Genomic DNA, 16,485 nt, shown 5'->3' with positions numbered 1-16,485 from the left:
AGTCACCGTCACCGTCCAGCGGGGCGCTCGGGCCGTACAGCGCGAGGCCGGGGTTGCCCGGTCACCGCAACCCTGGCAGGGGCCTCGGTGACCGGACAAGCCCGGCCTCGCGGGTCGGAGGGGGTCAGGCGTCGCGCTTCTTCAGCACCAGGATGCCGCCGCCGATGGCGGCCACGGTCCAGGCCAGGCAGATGAAGAAGCCGGCCCACGGCCCGTACGGCTGGCCGTGCTGCTCGTAGACCAGCATCATCCGGGAGCCCGCGTAGTCGGGGAAGTAGTGGGCCAGCGTCTTGACCTTCGGCACCGCCGAGAGGATCGGCGAGAGCAGGAAGAAGAACGGCACCAGCACGCCGAGCGCGAGGGTCTGGTTGTGCAGCATCGCCGTCACGCCGGCCGCGAACAGGCACAGCATGGTCAGGTAGAGCGCCGCGCCGAAGACCGCGCGCAGCACGTTCGGCGAGCCGATGGTGGTGGAGTGGTCGCCGAGCAGCGCCTGGCCGACGAAGAAGGTGATGAAGGAGGTCACCAGCGAGACCGCCAGCGCCAGCGCACCGAGCACGGCGGCCTTGCCGAGCAGCAGGGTGGCCCGCTGCGGGACGGCCGCCAGGCTGACCCGGATCATGCCGCTGCTGTACTCGTTGCCGACCGCCAGCACGCCGAACACGATGATGGCCAGCTCGCCCAGCAGGATGCCGGAGAAGGCCGTCCCGGTGGCGTCGAACGGGCTGTCGCCGTCGCCCGCGAACTCCGAGAAGTTGTTCCTGGTCAGCAGCGAGAGCAGGGCGCCGATGCCCAGCGTGATGACGAAGGTGAGCGCCAGGGTCCAGATCGTGGAGCGGACACTGCGGATCTTGGTCCACTCGGACTGCAGGACTGCGGGGAACGACGCCATCTCAGTTCTCCTTCCCGGCGGCCGGTGCGGCGGCATCCGGCGCCTGCCAGGTCGAGCCCCAGACGCCCGGGGCGCCCGCGGCGTCCCGGCCCTGCCCGTCGCCCGCGTGGTACTCCACCGAGTCCGCCGTCATCTGCATGAACGCCTCCTCCAGCGAAGCCTGCTGGGGGCTCAGCTCGTGCAGCGTGACGCCGTGCGCGGCGGCCAGCTCACCGATGTGCGCCAGGTCGCCGTCCTGGACCTCGTACGAGCCCTCGGGACCGGCCTCGGCGGTCAGCCCGGCGCCGTGCAGGGCGGTGAGCAGCTGCTCCACGTGCGGGGTCCGGACCCGGACCGCCGAGCGGGAGTTCTGCTTGATGAAGTCCGGCATCGAGAGGTTGGCCAGCAGCCGGCCCTTGCCGATCACCACCAGGTGGTCGGCGGTCAGCGCCATCTCGCTCATCAGGTGCGAGGAGACGAACACCGTACGGCCCTCGGCGGCCAGACCCTTCATCAGGTTGCGGATCCACAGGATGCCCTCGGGGTCGAGCCCGTTCACCGGCTCGTCGAACATCAGGATCTCCGGGTCGCCGAGCAGCGCCGAGGCGATCCCGAGCCGCTGGCCCATGCCGAGCGAGAACCCCCGGGAGCGCTTCTTCGCGACCGAGCTCAGCCCGACCAGGGCGAGCACCTCGTCCACCCGCCGCCGCGGGATCCGGTTGCTCTGCGCCAGCCAGAGCAGGTGGTCGTACGCGGTCCGGCCCGGGTGGACCGCCTTGGCCTCCAGCAGCGCGCCGATGTACTTGAGCGGCTCGCTCAACTGCCCGTACCGCTTGCCGTCGATGGTGACCTTGCCACTGGTCGGCCGGTCCAGGTCGAGGATCATCCGCATCGTGGTGGACTTGCCCGCGCCGTTCGGGCCGAGGAACCCGGTGACCACGCCCTGCGGCACCTGGAAGCTCAGTCCGTCCACCGCGAGGGTGTCGCCGTAACGTTTCGTCAGCTGGTGCAGCTCGATCATGTGCGCTCCCTTACTCTCCGTCAGGTTATGACAAATCGGACAGGCCAGCGCGCTGCTGCGGCCGATCGGCGAGCCGCTCTACGGTGGTGTCATGACTCTCCCCGCCTTCACCGCGCACGGCACTGGTACCCCGCTGGTCCTGTTGCACGCCTTCCCGCTCTCCGCCCGCATGTGGCAGGCCCAGACCGAGTCGCTGGCGGACGTCGCCCACGTGATCGCCCCTGACCAACGCGGCTTCGGCGGCTCCGCCCCCGCCGACGGGAAGCCCTCGCTCGACCTGGTCGCGGACGACGTGGCGGCGGTGCTGGACGAGCTCGGCATCGAGCGGGCCGTGATCGGCGGCCTGTCGATGGGCGGCTACGCGGCGATGGCCTTCGCCCGCCGGCACGCCGAGCGGATCGCCGGGCTGCTGCTCGCCGACACCAGGGCCACCGTCGACAGCGACGCCGCCCGGGCCAACCGGGAGCGGATCGCCGCCGCGGTGCTCGCCCGCGACAGCGTCCGGATCCTGGCCGAGGAGAAGATCGAGGACGGTCTGCTCGGCCCCGCCACCAGCCCCGAACTCGCCGACCGGGTCCGGGCGATGATCGCCGAGGCGCCCCCGCAGGCGGTCGCCTGGGCCCAGCGGGCGATGGCCGCCCGGCCCGACTCACTTCCCACCCTGGCCGGGCTGCACGTCCCCGCCGCCGTGGTGGTCGGCGAGCACGACGCCCTCACCCCGCTCGCGGAGGCCCGCCTGATGGCCGACGCCCTCCCCGACGCCGACCTGACCGTCATCCCCGGCGTCGGCCACCTCAGCTCGCTGGAGGCCCCGGAGAGCTTCACCGCCGTCGTCCGGAGCCTGCTCCGCCGCTGCTAGCGCCGTGCCCGGCCAGGGGCGGCCTCGGGGCCCCTGGCCCCGTCCCGGCGGAACAGCTGCCGAACCGTCAGTACCGCGGGGCGCCCCGGCCCCGCTGGAGGTTGGAGCTGCGGCGCTCCCGCGCGCTCCAGCAGGCGCGGTGCCAGTGCCGCCGGTCGTCGACGCCGCCGCCGTGGGCGGGCCAGGCCACCACGTGGCCGACGCCGGGCGGGATCTCCTGGTCGCAGCCGGGGCAGCGGTAGTGCCGCGCACCGGTGCCCGCCACGGTCTGCACCACCCAGTCCTCGCCGCCGTACTCCTCCGTGCGGCGCAGGGACCCGCCGAGCGGGGTGCCGGCGGGCTCGGCGGCGGAGTCGGAGCTGCTCCACTTCCGCTGCTGGTTTCGACGGGGCGACACGTCTGCACCTCTCGGTGGGTTCTGGTTGCTCGTTCCAGGGTAAGGGGCGGACGGCTCCCGTACGGAGCACTACCACGAGAGCCGAGGGGCCTTCACGGTTTCCTCGGAGATCCACCCGATCTTCGGGGAAATAGGGCGTTCGGCGTGCCATTGGCACATGACATCGGTTACTCAACGAGGTGACAAGGCGGGGCTCGCAGACCCTGCGGCACCCGAGGAGGCCACCCCGATGACCAAGACCACCCCGATGACCGAGACCAGCCCGCTGAACCGCAGTCAGGTCGGCAGCACGCCCGCTGCCCCGACCCGCAGAACCGTTCCACTGCCGGGCGCCCGGCAGCCCCCGGCCACCGACTCGATCCGGGTCGGCGCCTTCCTGCTGTCGGCCCAGTTCCCGGGCCAGAGCCACGCCGAGGTACTCGAACGGACCGTCAGCGCCGCCGTCGCGGCGGAACGTTCCGGCTTGGACTCGGTCTGGATCGCCGAGCACCACTTCGTCCCGTACGGGGTCTGCCCGAACGCGGCCACGCTGGCCGCCCTGCTGCTCGGCCGCACCCGCAGGATCGGCGTCGGCACGGCCGTCAGCGTGCTCTCCACCACCCACCCGGTCGCGCTCGGCGAGCAGGCGGCGCTGCTGCACCTGACCTCGGGCGGGCGGTTCACCCTCGGGGTGGGGCGCGGCGGCCCGTGGATCGACCTGGACGTCTTCGGCACCGGGGTGGCCGCGTACGAGGAGGGCTTCACCGAGCGGCTCGACCTGCTGCTGCGCTGGCTGCGCGGCTCCCGGGTGGGCGCCGACGGGCCGCAGTTCAGCTTCCCCGAGGTGGCGGTGGTGCCCCGGGCCGACAGCCGCGCCCCCGCGCCCGGGCCGGAGCTGGCCGGCTGGCTGGAGGACGGCTCCGGCCGGCTGCACCGGTTCCCGCGCCAACGGCAGGACGCCGCGTCCAGGGCCGACGCGGCGGGGCCGCCGATGGTGGCCGCCTGCACCTCGCCCGGCGGGGTCCGCACGGCCGCCGAGCGCGGTCTGCCGATGCTGCTCGGGATGCACTCGGGCGACGACGACAAGGTGGAGATGCTGGCCGCCTACCGGGCCGCCTGGCGGGCCTGCGGCCGGGGCGAGGAGCAGCTCGCCCGGATCGAGCGGGAGCACGTGGCGGCGGGCGTGGTGCAGGTGGCCGACCGGACCGGGCAGGCCAGGGCCAGCCTGCTCCGGGCGATGCCCGGCTGGTTCGAGTACGGGCTCGGCGCGCACCGCACGGTGGACGGCCGGGAGCGCCGGATGCGCGACCCGCGCGAGTACACCGAACTGCTCTGCGACCTGCACGCGGTGGGCACGCCCCGGCAGTGCGCGGACCGGCTGCTGGCCACCGCCGAGCGGACCGGGCTGCGCCGGTTCGCGCTGCTGGCCGAGGGATCGGGCGGGCACGCCGCGACTATGGACAACATCGCCAGGCTGGGTTCGGAGGTCCTCCCCCAGCTGGGCTGAGACAGGCCGAAGGGCCGCCCCCGCACTCCGGGAACGGCCCTTCGGCGCCGGCTCAGCAGTCGCGCAACTCGTCCGACTGGTTGAGCAGTTGGGCCCGCACCGAGGTGAAGAGCGCGTACCGCTCCTCGCTCGATTCGGCGGGCGCGAAGACCGCGACCCGGTGGCAGTTCTGGAACGCCAAGCGGACCCCGAAGTGCCGCTGCAGGGCCCCTCGGATCGCGTCGCTGGCCATCGCCCGCAGCAGCTGGCCGCGGGCCTGCTCGCTGGGCGGCGGTACCTGGTTGTCGGCGAAGTCGGTGCCGTCGACCTTGACCTGGGCGACCAGCGAGCTGATCAGGTCCCAGGCGTAGGGCAGGGAGGTGCGGACGCAGTCGACGAACTCCCTCTCGTCGACCTCTCCTCTCTCGGCCTTCTCCAGCAGGGCCGGTGAGACGTCGAGCGACATGGGTTCTCCTCTCGCGGTCCACCCGGACGTGGACCGCCGGGTGGTCTTGCGTCGGTGCGGATGGTGCCGTGCCGTGCCGTGGGTGGGTCCGTGCCGGGGATGCCGGGCCGTGCCCGTCGTTCGCGGTGTGTGAAGGTGGTGCGGAGCCGTGGTGACCAAGGGTGTCGGCCGGGCTGACGCGGGCTCAGGGCATGCCTGACACTCCCGCGCCCGGGTGCGCGCAGCGCGAGGCGCGGCACACCGGTGCCGTGGCGGTGGCCGCGGGTGGAGCGACGACCGCTCACCACAGCGTGACAGCCCGAGGTCAGTGCGGTGGGCGAATCCGTTGATTTGTGCGGCCATCGCCGTGTGGTCCGCCAGATTGGCCGGATCCTGTCGGATCGTTCATCGAAGTTCTCCGTCCCCGTTGAGTGGACCCCGGCGCCCGGACAGTCAACTGCCGTAGTGCGGAGGGCGCGAGGTACCGACTCCATGGTTCGCCGTCTCCGCGAGTTCTTCACCCGGCTGTCGCGGTTTCGCATCAACTGGCCCCGCTGGGCTAGCGTGGTCGACCATGCGTCTTGTCATTGCCCGTTGCTCGGTCGACTATGCCGGTCGGCTCTCCGCCCATCTGCCGTCCGCCACCCGCCTGATCCTGGTGAAGGCCGACGGCAGCGTCAGCATTCACGCCGACGACCGCGCCTACAAGCCGTTGAACTGGATGTCGCCGCCCTGCTCGCTGAAGCAGGCCGACGGCACCTGGACGGTGACCAACAAGGCCGGCGAGAAGCTGATCATCACCCTGGAGGAGGTGCTGCACGACTCCTCGCACGAGCTCGGGGTCGACCCCGGTCTGGTGAAGGACGGCGTGGAGGCCCACCTGCAGGAGCTGCTCGCGGACCGGATGGAGGTGCTGGGTGCCGGCTGGTCGCTGATCCGCCGCGAGTACCCCACCGCGATCGGCCCGGTCGACATCCTGTGCCGGGACTCGGACGGCGCCACCGTGGCGATCGAGATCAAGCGGCGCGGCGAGATCGACGGCGTCGAGCAGCTCACCCGCTACCTGGAGCTGCTCAACCGCGACCCGCTGCTCGCCCCGGTGAAGGGCGTCTTCGCCGCGCAGGAGATCAAGCCGCAGGCCCGGGTGCTGGCCACCGACCGCGGCATCGGCTGCGTGGTGCTGGACTACGACGAGCTGCGCGGCATCGACGACGACAAGCTCAAGCTGTTCTGAGCCCGGCTACGGGGGTGTCGTCCCGGTGTCGGTCGGGGACGCCGTGACCGGCGGAGTGGTGGCCGGCGACGAGCTCGGGGGGACCGGCGGGGTGGTGACCGGGGCCGGCGGCTTCGTGGTCGGGGCCGCCGGTGACTGGGTCGGCGGACGGGTGGTGGCCGAGGAGCTCTCGGACCTGCTCGCGCTCGGCTTGCGCGAGGTGCGCGAGCTGCTCGGCGACGGCTCGGCCGTCTCCGAGGGCTCGACCGGGGCGCTCGGCGTCGCGGACGGGCTCGGCGAGGCGCTGCGGGTACCGATGTTGAGGTCCCCGGTGTAGCCGTCCTCGTTCACCACGCCGCCCCGGCCGCCCGACCCCTCGGGGTCGGTCCGGGCCAGGCTGAGGCCGACCGCGGTGCCGAGCACGCCCAGGGCGAGCACGGCGGCGGAGGCTGCCATGACGGTCCGCCGGGTACCGCCGCCGGTGCCCGGGGTGGTGCGGAAGCGGAACGGCACCTGGGCCGCGATGGCCCGGATGACGGGCCGTCGGGCGACCGGGGTCGGCTCCACGCCGGGCACCGGCCGGCCGGCCTCGGTCCGGAGCAGCTCCAGCATCCGGCGGGCGGCGGCGGTGCCGCGCGGCTGGCCGAGCGCGGCCCGCAGCGCGACCGCCGCCTCCAGCTCCCCCGCCGCCTGCTCGATCGCCCCGGTGCAGAACGCCAGCACGCCCAACTCGTGGTGGAACCACGCTTCCTCGGCCGCGGCCCCGAGCGCCCTGGCGGCCTCCAGGCCGATCCGCAGGGTCTGCTCCCAGGCGCCCCAGCGCAGCGACAGGGCGAAGGCGGGTGCGGCGGCCGTGGCCAGCTGGAGCACCTGCTCCGGCCGGTCCGCGTCCCGGTCGGCCAGCAGGGCGCTGATCACCACCTCGGCCTCGGCCGCGATCTGCGCCGGGGTGACCGAGCTGTGCCCGACCCACCAGGAGAAGTGCTGGGCGGCGCCGTACGCGATCTCACCGGGCGGCCAGGCCTCGGCCAGCTCCTCCCGGACCCCGTCGGTGAGCCGGTGGTGGCCGCCGATCGAGACCGCCAGCCCGCAGTCCGTCAGTTCGTGCAGGGCGCTCTCGCCGAGGCCGACGTCGATCAGTGCGGGCAGGTGCGGGGCGGTCGGGCACTCGCCGTCGAGGGCCAGCGCCAGCCGCAGCACGCCCCGGGCCGGCTCGCTCAGCCCGGCGGCCAGCCGGGCGGCCGGGGCGGCGGTCTCCGCCACCGTGGGCAGCGGCACCGAGCGACGCAGCTCGTCCTCCAGCACGGCCGGGTCGTCCGGCGCCTGGATCTCCTTGACCAGGCCGAAGACCCGGCTGCGGTCCTCGTGCGCGGCGACCAGGGTGTCCACCTGAGCGTCGCGCTGCCGGAGCAGCGCGGCCGCCTGGACGAAGCGCAGCGGCAGGCCCTCCGACTCGAACCAGAGGTCGACCGCCCAGGCCCGCTCGGCCTCGTCCAGCGGCCGTCCGGCCAGCCGGGTGATCAGGGCCAGGCAGGCGGGCCGGGCCAGCCCGGCCACCGGGTGGTCCTCCAGCCGGGAGCCGGGCTCCAGCAGCGGGCTGCCGGGCGCCACCGAGATCAGGAAGGCGCAGTCCGGCGCGGTGGCCAGCAGCTGCTCCAGCTCGGGGCCGTGCGTCTCGACGTCGTCGATCACCACCACGGCACCCAAGCGGCCCAGCAGGCGGCCCAGTTGGTACGGGTTCGGCCGGTACGGCGGAGCCCGGTGGGTGGCCGCGTAGAGGTCCTGCAGCAGGTCCTGGGTGGTCCGGCGGTGCCCGCTGAGCCGGACCACGCCGTCCGGGGCCAGCTCGCCGGCGGCGTCGGCCACGGCGGCGAGCAGCGCGCTGCGGCCCGCCCCGGCCTGGCCGACCAGCCGGATCGACCGGCCTTCGGCCAGCAGGCCGAGCAGTTGGGCGACGTCCGCCTCGCGGTCCAGCAGCGGCAGGTCGGAGGCGCCGCTGCCGAGCGCCAGCGGGCCGACCGCGGGGCTGGGGCCGAGGGCGGCGACGGTGCGGCTGCTCGGGTCCGCCGTGATCCGGCGCGGGTGCGGCTGCCAGTCCACCGGGCACGTCTGGGCCTCGGACCCGTCCGGGCTGCCGATCGAGAGCAGCAGTTCACCGCTGACCAGATCCCCGGTCCGCAGCCGAAGCGGCTCCTGCCCGAGGTCACCGGGTGGCTGTCCCACGATCTCGCTCCGCCCTCGTTCGGCCGATTGTCTGACCGGAGACTAGAGCAGCGTGACCCGATTGCACTATCCAGGGGCCCCGCAGCGGCAGTTAGGTCGTCGCGCCGAGCGGCAGCGTGGTGCCGTACGGGTCGGGGACGGTGCCCTCGACGGCGAGGATGCGGTGCAGGCGGGTGGCCACCAGCAGGCGCTGGAGCTGGGCCGGCACGGAGCGCAGCACCAGCCGCCGGCCGAGCCGGCCCGCCCGGCGGTGGGTGCCCATGATGACGCCGAGCCCGGTGGCGTCCCAGAACTCGAGACCGGCCAGGTCGAGCACCAGGTCCCCCTGGCCGCCGTCGACCGCCTGGTGCAGCACGGCACGCGCGTCGGCGGCGCTGCGCACGTCGAGACGGCCCTTGATGGCCATGCCGCGATGGTCGCCGGTGATGCGCATGCTCTCCTCCTTCGCAGCCGGTCGGTACGGCCGGAGCCGGTCTCCCCTCCATCATCTGACGGTGGATCAGCCGCTCAGGTTGCTGGCGGCCGCCAGATCTGAGGCAACTTCACTCGTCCGATGGAATAGAGGGAATATACGCAGTCGGACTCCACACCCACGCTCGATTCCCACCCAAATCACCCGTCCGGGGCGGAGTCGTGAGCAAGCTCACCCACGACCCCGCCCGGATGGGGTACTACTTCCCGTACGGGTAGAAGCCCTGGCCGCTCTTGCGGCCGAGGTCTCCGGCGGTCACCATCCGGGCCATGATCTCCGGGGCGGCGAACTTCTCGTCCTGGGTCTCGGCGTAGATGTTGCGGGCCGCGTGCAGCAGGATGTCGACCCCGGTCAGGTCGGCGGTCTGCAGCGGGCCCATCGGGTGCCCGAAGCCGAGCCGGCAGGCGGTGTCGATGTCCTCGGCACTGGCCACGCCCGACTCGTACAGCTTGGCCGCCTCGACCACCAGCGCGGTGATCAGACGGGTCGTCACGAAACCGGCCACGTCGCGGTTGACCACCACGACCTCCTTGCCGACGCCCTCGGCGAAGGCCCGGGCGGTGGCCAGGGTGGCGTCACTGGTCTTGTAGCCGCGGACCAGCTCGACCAGCTTCATCAGCGGCACCGGCGAGAAGAAGTGCACGCCGACCACGGACTCCGGCCGCGCGGTGGCGGCGGCGATCCGGGTGATCGGGATGGCCGAGGTGTTGGAGGCCAGCACCGCGCCGTCCTTGGCCAGCTTGTCCAGCTCCCGGAAGACCGCCTCCTTGACGTCCAGCTGCTCGAACACCGCCTCGACCACGATGTCGGCGGTGGCCACCGCACCCAGGTCGGTGGTGGTGGTGATCCGGCCGAGGGCCGCCTCGGCCTCGTCGGCCGTCAGCTTCCCCTTGGACACGAACTTCTCGTACGAGGCCCGGATGCCGTCCACCCCGCGCTGGAGCGCGGCGTCGGTGACGTCCCGCAGCACCACCTGGTGCCCGGCCTGCGCGGAGACCTGCGCGATGCCCGCGCCCATCAGGCCCGCGCCGATCACGGCGATCTGCTGGCTGGCTACGTTGCTCATGGCTACCCCTAAGCTCCTGAAGGCGGCTCAGGGCAGGGATCACCCACCGGAGCCGCGCCGCTCACGCGCCGGACTCTAGTGCCAGCGGGCCGCCCGTGGTGCGATTGGCGGGTGTGACGCTGCTGACGTGCTCAGGGCGGGTGCCCGCCCCCTCCGCCCCCGCCCCAAGTCCTGCGCCGCGATCGCCACCTGGACCCAGCTCCGCAGCGGACCCCTCACTCCGCCACCAGCCCCAAGTCCTGCGCCAGGATCGCCGCCTGGACCCGGCTGCGCAGCTCCAGCTTGGCCAGGATGCGGCTCACGTGGGTCTTGGTGGTCGCCTCCGCCATCTCCAGCCGCGCGGCGATCTCCCCGTTGGAGAGCCCGCCGCCGAGGCAGGCCAGCACCTCCCGCTCGCGCGGGGTGAGCGCCTCCACCGCCTCCCTGGCCTTCGGCTGGTCCGGTCGGCCGGGCCGGGCGAAGGTGCCGATCAGACGGCGCGTCACGCCCGGGGCGAGTATCCCGTCGCCCCGCGCCACCGTGCGGACGCCCTCGATCAGGGCGTCCGCCTCCAGGTCCTTGAGCAGGAAGCCGGCCGCACCGGCCCGCAGCGCCCCGTAGACGTACTCGTCCAGGTCGAAGGTGGTCAGCACCAGCACCTGGGCGGCCCCCGCCGCGACCACCTGCCGGGTCGCCGCCACCCCGTCCAGCCGGGGCATCTGAACGTCCATCAGCACCACGTCCGGCCGCAGCTCCAGCGCCAGCCGGACGGCCTGTTCCCCGTCGGCGGCCTCACCGACCACCTCGATGCCAGGGTCCGAGCGCAGGATCAGCACCAGCGCCGCCCGCACCGCCGCCTGGTCCTCGGCCACCAGTACCCGGATCATCCGGTCCCCCTGTTCTGCGGATCGCGCGGCAGGACCGCCCTGACCTTCCACTGCCCGTCCGCCGGGCCTGCCGTGAGCGAGCCGCCCAGCAGCCCGGCCCGCTCGGCCATGCCGATCAGCCCGGCCCGGGCCCCGGGCAGCTCCTGGCCCTCCCCCGCCCGGTACGGGCTGTCCGCCGCCACCTCCAGCTCGGCCGCCCGGTAGCTCAGCCGGAGCCGCACGGTGCCGGGGGCCGCGTGCTTGAGCGCGTTCGTCAGCGACTCCTGGAGGATGCGGTACGCCGCCAGCTCGACCGGGGCGGAGAGCTCGCCGCGTTCGCCCTCCTCGGCCAGCTCGAAGGACAGGCCGGCTGCGCGCCCGCTCTCCACCGCCTTGGCCAGCAGGCTGTCCAGCGCGTCCAGCCGGGGCGCCGCGTACGTCTCCTCGTCCCCGGCCCGCAGCAGCCCGATCATCCGCCGCATCTCGGTCAGCCCCTGCACGCTGTTCTCCCGGATCACCGCCATCGCGACCAGCAGCGGATCGTCCGCCGGCCGGTCCTGACGGCGTGCCAGGGACTGGGCGCCGGTGGCGTGGATGGCGATCGCGGAGAGGTGGTTGGCCACCACGTCGTGCAGTTCCCGGGCCATCCTGGCCCGTTCCGCGACCACCGCACCCCGGCGGTCGAGTTCGGCCAGCAGCGCGGTCTGCTGGGCCCGCAGCCGCTCGGTCTCCGCCTCGTCCCGGTGCTTGCGGACCAGGTCGGCGGTCCACACCGGGCCGAGGAAGATCAGCGCGCAGAGCACCGCCACCAGCAGCCCGCCGGAGACCGAGCCGTAGAGGATCGCCAGGCTGGAGAGCACCACCGTGGAGCCGATCCCGGTCAGGTGCAGCACCTTCGACATCCGGGCGTTGCCGTACAGCACGGCCGCGTAGAGCAGGTCGGTGTACATCAGCATGGTGGCGACCAGCGAACCGGCGAAGACCGTGCCGATGAAGACCAGCCCGCCCAGCGAGGCAGTCCAGATCGGGTGGCTCCGGCGGAACAGCTCCAGCACCGCCGTGGCCAGCAGCGGCAGCGCCACCACCCAGCCGGGGATGTCGTCGGAGCGGTCGTAGGCGCCGAAGGCGATCAGCAGCAGCCCGCCGAGCAGACCGAAGAGCGCGATCGCCCGGTCCTCCTGGCGCGGGGTGAGATCGAAGGGGAGCACGCCCCCATCTCACCACCCCCGCCGCCGCACTCGTGCGGGCCGTGCGGAGGAGGGGCGTACATCGAAAGGTGCAGCACCGGCTCAGCAGCACCGACGACGCCCCGGGCGGCCGGCTGCGGAAGTCTGGAGACAGCCCGTCGAGTCCGGAGGTACCCCCGTGATCGTCACACTCGTCCTCGCCGGTGAGATCGGCTTCTGGGTCGTCCTCGCCCTCGCCCTCACCGCCCGCTACCTGCTGAGGTGGCGCTCCGTCAGCACCGTCCTGCTGTTCGGCCTGCCGCTGATCGACCTGGCGATCCTCGTCCTCACCGCGGTCGACCTCCGCAGCGGCGCGACCGCGAGCTGGACGCACGGCCTGGCCGCCGCCTACGTCGGCTTCTCGGTCGCGTTCGGCCACTCCCTGGTCACCTGGGCCGACGGCCACGCCCGGCACCGTCTGGCCGGCGGCCCCAGGCCCCCGCGCGCACCTCGGTACGGCTCCGCCCGGGCCGCCCACGAGTGGCGGATCTTCGCCCGCACCGCCCTGGCGGCCGCCGTCACCGTCGGCCTGATCGCCGCCATGACCTGGCTGATCGACGCCCCGGACCGGACCGCGGCGCTCGGTGTCTGGTACCAGCGGATGGGCGCGGTGACCGGCATCAACCTGCTGATCGCCGCCAGTTACACCCTGTTCCCCAAGAAGGCCCCGGTCCGGGGCTGACCCCGGTCAGCGGTTCTCGCCGGGCACCCACAGCACGTCGCCGCGCTCCTTGTTGGCCACCCTGGCCAGGATGAAGAGCAGGTCGGAGAGGCGGTTGAGGTACTTGGCGGTGAGCGGGTTGACGCTGTCGCCGTGCTCCTCGATCGCCGCCCAGGTCGACCGCTCCGCGCGGCGGACCACGGTGCAGGCCAGGTGCAGCTGGGCGGCACCGACGGTACCGCCCGGGAGGATGAAGCTGCCCAGCTTCTCCACCTGCTCCAGGTAGTGGTCGCAGTCCCCCTCCAGCCGGTCGATGTAGGACTGCAGCACCCGCAGCGGCGGGTACTTCGGGTCCTCCACCACCGGGGTGGCCAGATCGGCCCCGACGTCGAAGAGGTCGTTCTGGACCCGCACCAGCACCGCGGCGACGTCCTCGGCGAGCGCCCCGACCGCCAGCGCCACCCCGATCGCCGCGTTGGCCTCGTTGGTGTCGGCGTACGCGATCAGCCGGGGGTCGGTCTTGGTCGTACGGCTCATGTCACCGAGGGCGGTGGTGCCGTCATCGCCGGTACGGGTGTAGATGCGGGTGAGTTTGACCATGCGCGGCAGCCTAACGGCTGGGGTCAACGCGCGTTAACGGTCCTGGTGCATGATGCAGAGCACGTTTCCCTCGCTGTCCTTGAACCACGAGGCGGCACCCTCGGAGAACTCCAGCACGCCGTCGGTGGTCTTCAGACCGGGCATGTCGTAGTCCTCGAACACCACGCCGTTCGAACGCAGCTCGGCCATCTCGGCCTTGAGGTCGGCGACCTCGAAGTCCATCTGGGTGTGGCCGGCCCGCTCGGTGATCTGGGTCTCGAAGAGACCGAAGCTGCCGCCGGCCGTCTCGTACCGGGCGCCGCCCTCGTCCTCCATGACCGGATCCATGCCGAGCTTGTCGTGGTACCAGCTCTTGGCGCGCTCCATGTCGGCGACCGGCAGGGTGGTGTGACTAGTCGCTTGGCCCAACATCGGTGGCCTCCTCGTCGGAGTGAACCCCCTCAGACCAGTGTGGCGCGCTCAGGCGACGTTCACTCGCTGGCCGGGGGGCGCCGCTTCGAGCCAGGCCAGGAAGCCGGTCAACGCGTCGTCGCTCATGGCCAGTTCGAGCGGGGCGCCGTTGTGCAGGCAGCGCAGCACCACCGAGCCGGAGAGCAGCGCGAGCTCCTCCTGGCCCTCGGGGTAGCGGCGGCCCAGCACCTCGATCTCCCGGCGCGGCAGCACCCGGCGCGGGCGCGGCGCGTAGCTGAAGACCCGGAACCACTCGATCGAGTCGCCGCTGTAGCGGCCGATACCAAAAACCCACCCCTTGCCGTCGGTCACGGGGACCGGGGCCGAGGTGGGCTCACCGTTGCTGTCGAGGTCGGGCGTCGTGGACGCGTCGGCCGGCATTTTGAGCCGGTAACTGCAGTCGAACGTCCCGCCTACTCGCTGGATCATCCGGCGGCGTACCGCGAAGACCACCAGACCAAGCACACAGAGCGCCACGACCGCCGCGCACACCACAAGGGCGAGGACCATGCTCACCGACCTCCTCGCTACCCGCATCCCCGTTGCCGGTCGTATCAACGACGACGGCACTGTCCTACCAACTGATACGACAGTCCCGGGGTCACGCTTTCGCGTCCCCGGGACCGTCGGTCGTGCTGACGTGCGTTCAGGCGGCCTTGCGGCGACCGGCGGCGGCGAGGCGGACCTCGGCGCGGCGCTCGGCGTGTGCGTCGACGTCGCCCTTGGCGGCCTCGAGCGCGCGCTCGGCCCGGGCCACGTCGATCTCGTCCGCCAGCTCGGCGATCTCCGCGAGCAGAGAAAGCTTGTTGTCGGCGAAGGAGATGAAGCCGCCGTGGACGGCGGCCACGACGGTGCCACCGTCGGTGGTGCGGATGGTGACCGGACCGGTCTCCAGCACGCTCAGCACCGGGGTGTGACCCGGCATGATGCCGGTGTCACCGGAGGCCGTACGGGCGACAACGATGGTGGCCGCACCGGACCACACCTTGCGGTCGGCTGCGACCAGCTCGACGTGCAGCTCAGCCAACGTGGGCTCCTAGGCTCTTGCTACCGCCGAATGACTCGGCGATTGCGGTAAGAATAACGGGCCCGCACCCCCGGCATGAAACCAAGGACACGGAGATGACCGGGATCACAGCGAATCCTCCGGTCTAGCCGTGAGGGGCGGCCCCCAGGGACGGGGACCACCCCTCACGGTCAGTCATGCGGTCGAGCGGGCCGGACTACTTCTTGGCCAGCTCGGCGGCGTTGCGCTCGAGGTCCTCGATGCCACCGCACATGAAGAACGCCTGCTCCGGCGTCGAGTCGTACTTGCCGTCCGCGATCGCGTTGAAGGCCTCGATGGTCTCCGACAGCGGCACGGTCGAACCGTCGACACCGGTGAACTGCTTCGCCACGTAGGTGTTCTGCGAGAGGAAGCGCTCGATCCGGCGTGCGCGGTGCACGGTGATCTTGTCGTCCTCGGACAGCTCGTCGATACCGAGGATCGCGATGATGTCCTGGAGGTCCTTGTACTTCTGCAGGATCCCCTTGACGCGGATGGCCGTGTCGTAGTGGTCCTGCGCGATGTAGCGCGGGTCCAGGATGCGGGACGTGGAGTCCAGCGGGTCGACGGCCGGGTAGATGCCCTTCTCGGAGATCGGACGGGAGAGAACCGTCGTCGCGTCGAGGTGGGCGAAGGTGGTGGCCGGCGCCGGGTCGGTCAGGTCGTCCGCGGGGACGTAGATCGCCTGCATCGAGGTGATCGAGTGACCGCGGGTCGAGGTGATGCGCTCCTGCAGGAGGCCCATCTCGTCGGCCAGGTTCGGCTGGTAGCCCACCGCGGAGGGCATGCGGCCGAGCAGGGTCGACACCTCGGAACCGGCCTGGGTGAACCGGAAGATGTTGTCGATGAAGAGGAGCACGTCCTGCTTCTCGACGTCACGGAAGTACTCCGCCATGGTCAGCGCGGAGAGCGCGACCCGCAGACGGGTGCCCGGCGGCTCGTCCATCTGGCCGAAGACCAGCGCGGTCTTGTCCAGAACGCCCGAGTCCACCATCTCGTGGATGAGGTCGTTGCCCTCACGGGTGCGCTCGCCGACACCGGCGAAGACCGACACACCACCGAAGTTCTCGGCGACGCGGTAGATCATCTCCTGGATGAGGACGGTCTTGCCGACACCGGCACCACCGAACAGACCGATCTTGCCACCGGTCACGTACGGGGTGAGCAGGTCGATGACCTTGATGCCGGTCTCGAACATCTCGGTCTTCGACTCGAGCTCGGAGAAGTTCGGGGCCTTGCGGTGGATGGGCCACCGGACCTCGACCTGCTTCTCGAACTCGGCCTTGTCGACGTTCAGCACCTCACCGAGGGCGTTGAAGACCTTGCCCTTGGTGATCTGGCCGACCGGGACGGAGATCGCCGAACCGGTGTCGGTGACGACCGCGCCGCGGACCAGGCCATCGGTCGGCTGCATCGAGATGCCGCGGATCAGGCCGTCGCCGAGGTGCTGCGCAACCTCGAGGGTCAGGATCTTGATGCCGGTGCCGTCGGGGTTGTCCACCTCGACGTGCAGGGCGTTGTACATGCTCGGAATCGCGTCGACGGGGAACTCCACGTCGACGACCGGGCCGATGACCCGCGCGACGCGGCCCGTCGCCGTGGTCGGCTCAACTGTGGTGGTCATTC

18 protein-coding genes are annotated in these 16,485 nt (G+C 72.2%); 4 read left to right on the top strand and 14 right to left on the bottom strand.

Annotation, left to right across the window (positions count from 1 at the left end; all coding sequences use genetic code 11):
• Positions 1 to 124: 124 nt before the first annotated feature.
• Together ABT118_RS12680 and ABT118_RS12675 are read right to left on the bottom strand one after the other, a co-directional pair.
• Positions 125 to 892 carry an ABC transporter permease gene (locus tag ABT118_RS12680; RefSeq protein WP_350663877.1) on the bottom strand — a complete coding sequence of 256 codons (768 nt, stop codon included), beginning with the start codon at positions 890 to 892 and terminating at the stop codon, positions 125 to 127.
• Between the two features lies 1 nt (position 893).
• Positions 894 to 1,892, bottom strand: a complete 999-nt coding sequence (locus ABT118_RS12675) for an ABC transporter ATP-binding protein (RefSeq protein ID WP_350663868.1) — start codon at positions 1,890 to 1,892, stop codon at positions 894 to 896.
• A gap of 91 nt (positions 1,893 to 1,983) precedes the next feature.
• Between ABT118_RS12675 and ABT118_RS12670 the strand changes: the two genes are divergently transcribed.
• Entirely contained in the window at positions 1,984 to 2,751 is a 768-nt protein-coding gene (locus tag ABT118_RS12670; protein WP_350663846.1) for an alpha/beta fold hydrolase, read from the top strand.
• 67 nt (positions 2,752 to 2,818) lie between these two features.
• On the opposite strand, the gene ABT118_RS12665 is transcribed toward ABT118_RS12670, so the two are convergent.
• Positions 2,819 to 3,148, bottom strand: a complete 330-nt coding sequence (locus ABT118_RS12665) for an Rv1322 family protein (RefSeq protein ID WP_350663832.1) — start codon at positions 3,146 to 3,148, stop codon at positions 2,819 to 2,821.
• A 358-nt stretch (positions 3,149 to 3,506) separates the two neighbouring features.
• Between ABT118_RS12665 and ABT118_RS12660 the strand changes: the two genes are divergently transcribed.
• Entirely contained in the window at positions 3,507 to 4,634 is a 1,128-nt protein-coding gene (locus ABT118_RS12660; RefSeq protein ID WP_350665342.1) for an LLM class flavin-dependent oxidoreductase, read from the top strand.
• Between the two features lie 52 nt (positions 4,635 to 4,686).
• On the opposite strand, the gene ABT118_RS12655 is transcribed toward ABT118_RS12660, so the two are convergent.
• A complete protein-coding gene (locus ABT118_RS12655; RefSeq protein WP_350663825.1) occupies positions 4,687 to 5,079 on the bottom strand; it encodes an SCO5389 family protein in 393 nt (130 codons plus the stop codon).
• 553 nt (positions 5,080 to 5,632) lie between these two features.
• Here ABT118_RS12655 and nucS point away from each other — a divergent pair.
• Complete coding sequence (nucS, locus tag ABT118_RS12650) at positions 5,633 to 6,292, top strand: endonuclease NucS (protein ID WP_350663812.1); 660 nt, start codon at positions 5,633 to 5,635, stop codon at positions 6,290 to 6,292.
• A 6-nt stretch (positions 6,293 to 6,298) separates the two neighbouring features.
• Here the strand turns inward: nucS and ABT118_RS12645 are convergent, their stop codons facing one another.
• The 5 genes from ABT118_RS12645 to ABT118_RS12625 form a co-directional block, all read right to left on the bottom strand.
• Positions 6,299 to 8,494, bottom strand: coding sequence for an ATP-binding protein (locus ABT118_RS12645; RefSeq protein ID WP_350663802.1), 2,196 nt, complete (start codon positions 8,492 to 8,494; stop codon positions 6,299 to 6,301).
• 91 nt (positions 8,495 to 8,585) lie between these two features.
• Complete coding sequence (locus tag ABT118_RS12640) at positions 8,586 to 8,927, bottom strand: STAS domain-containing protein (protein ID WP_350663792.1); 342 nt, start codon at positions 8,925 to 8,927, stop codon at positions 8,586 to 8,588.
• Between the two features lie 238 nt (positions 8,928 to 9,165).
• Positions 9,166 to 10,032, bottom strand: a complete 867-nt coding sequence (locus tag ABT118_RS12635) for a 3-hydroxyacyl-CoA dehydrogenase family protein (protein ID WP_350663778.1) — start codon at positions 10,030 to 10,032, stop codon at positions 9,166 to 9,168.
• Positions 10,033 to 10,247: 215 nt separating this feature from the next.
• Positions 10,248 to 10,898, bottom strand: coding sequence for a response regulator (locus tag ABT118_RS12630; protein WP_350663771.1), 651 nt, complete (start codon positions 10,896 to 10,898; stop codon positions 10,248 to 10,250).
• Positions 10,895 to 12,085 (bottom strand): sensor histidine kinase, encoded by a 1,191-nt coding sequence (locus tag ABT118_RS12625; RefSeq protein WP_350663750.1) that lies wholly within the window; start codon positions 12,083 to 12,085, stop codon positions 10,895 to 10,897. Before ABT118_RS12625 ends, ABT118_RS12630 begins: the two co-directional genes overlap by 4 nt.
• A gap of 157 nt (positions 12,086 to 12,242) precedes the next feature.
• Here ABT118_RS12625 and ABT118_RS12620 point away from each other — a divergent pair, with 157 nt between their 5' ends.
• Complete coding sequence (locus tag ABT118_RS12620; RefSeq protein WP_350663739.1) at positions 12,243 to 12,785, top strand: hypothetical protein; 543 nt, start codon at positions 12,243 to 12,245, stop codon at positions 12,783 to 12,785.
• Positions 12,786 to 12,791: 6 nt separating this feature from the next.
• Here the strand turns inward: ABT118_RS12620 and ABT118_RS12615 are convergent, their stop codons facing one another.
• The 5 genes from ABT118_RS12615 to atpD form a co-directional block, all read right to left on the bottom strand.
• On the bottom strand, positions 12,792 to 13,364 hold the full coding sequence (locus ABT118_RS12615; RefSeq protein ID WP_350663733.1) for a cob(I)yrinic acid a,c-diamide adenosyltransferase: 573 nt from the start codon (positions 13,362 to 13,364) through the stop codon (positions 12,792 to 12,794).
• Between the two features lie 33 nt (positions 13,365 to 13,397).
• Positions 13,398 to 13,775, bottom strand: a complete 378-nt coding sequence (locus ABT118_RS12610; protein WP_350663717.1) for a VOC family protein — start codon at positions 13,773 to 13,775, stop codon at positions 13,398 to 13,400.
• Positions 13,776 to 13,823: 48 nt separating this feature from the next.
• Complete coding sequence (locus ABT118_RS12605) at positions 13,824 to 14,324, bottom strand: DUF2550 domain-containing protein (RefSeq protein ID WP_350663705.1); 501 nt, start codon at positions 14,322 to 14,324, stop codon at positions 13,824 to 13,826.
• Between the two features lie 136 nt (positions 14,325 to 14,460).
• Positions 14,461 to 14,841: a F0F1 ATP synthase subunit epsilon gene (locus tag ABT118_RS12600; protein ID WP_350663693.1), complete on the bottom strand. Its 381-nt coding sequence runs from the start codon at positions 14,839 to 14,841 to the stop codon at positions 14,461 to 14,463.
• 196 nt (positions 14,842 to 15,037) lie between these two features.
• Positions 15,038 to 16,483 (bottom strand): F0F1 ATP synthase subunit beta, encoded by a 1,446-nt coding sequence (gene atpD, locus ABT118_RS12595; protein ID WP_350663685.1) that lies wholly within the window; start codon positions 16,481 to 16,483, stop codon positions 15,038 to 15,040.
• Positions 16,484 to 16,485: the final 2 nt, after the last annotated feature.

Origin of the sequence: Kitasatospora sp. NPDC002040 (genome assembly GCF_040296785.1) — a bacterium.
Taxonomy (GTDB): domain Bacteria; phylum Actinomycetota; class Actinomycetes; order Streptomycetales; family Streptomycetaceae; genus Kitasatospora.
This window is presented reverse-complemented; position numbering and strand designations above follow the sequence as displayed.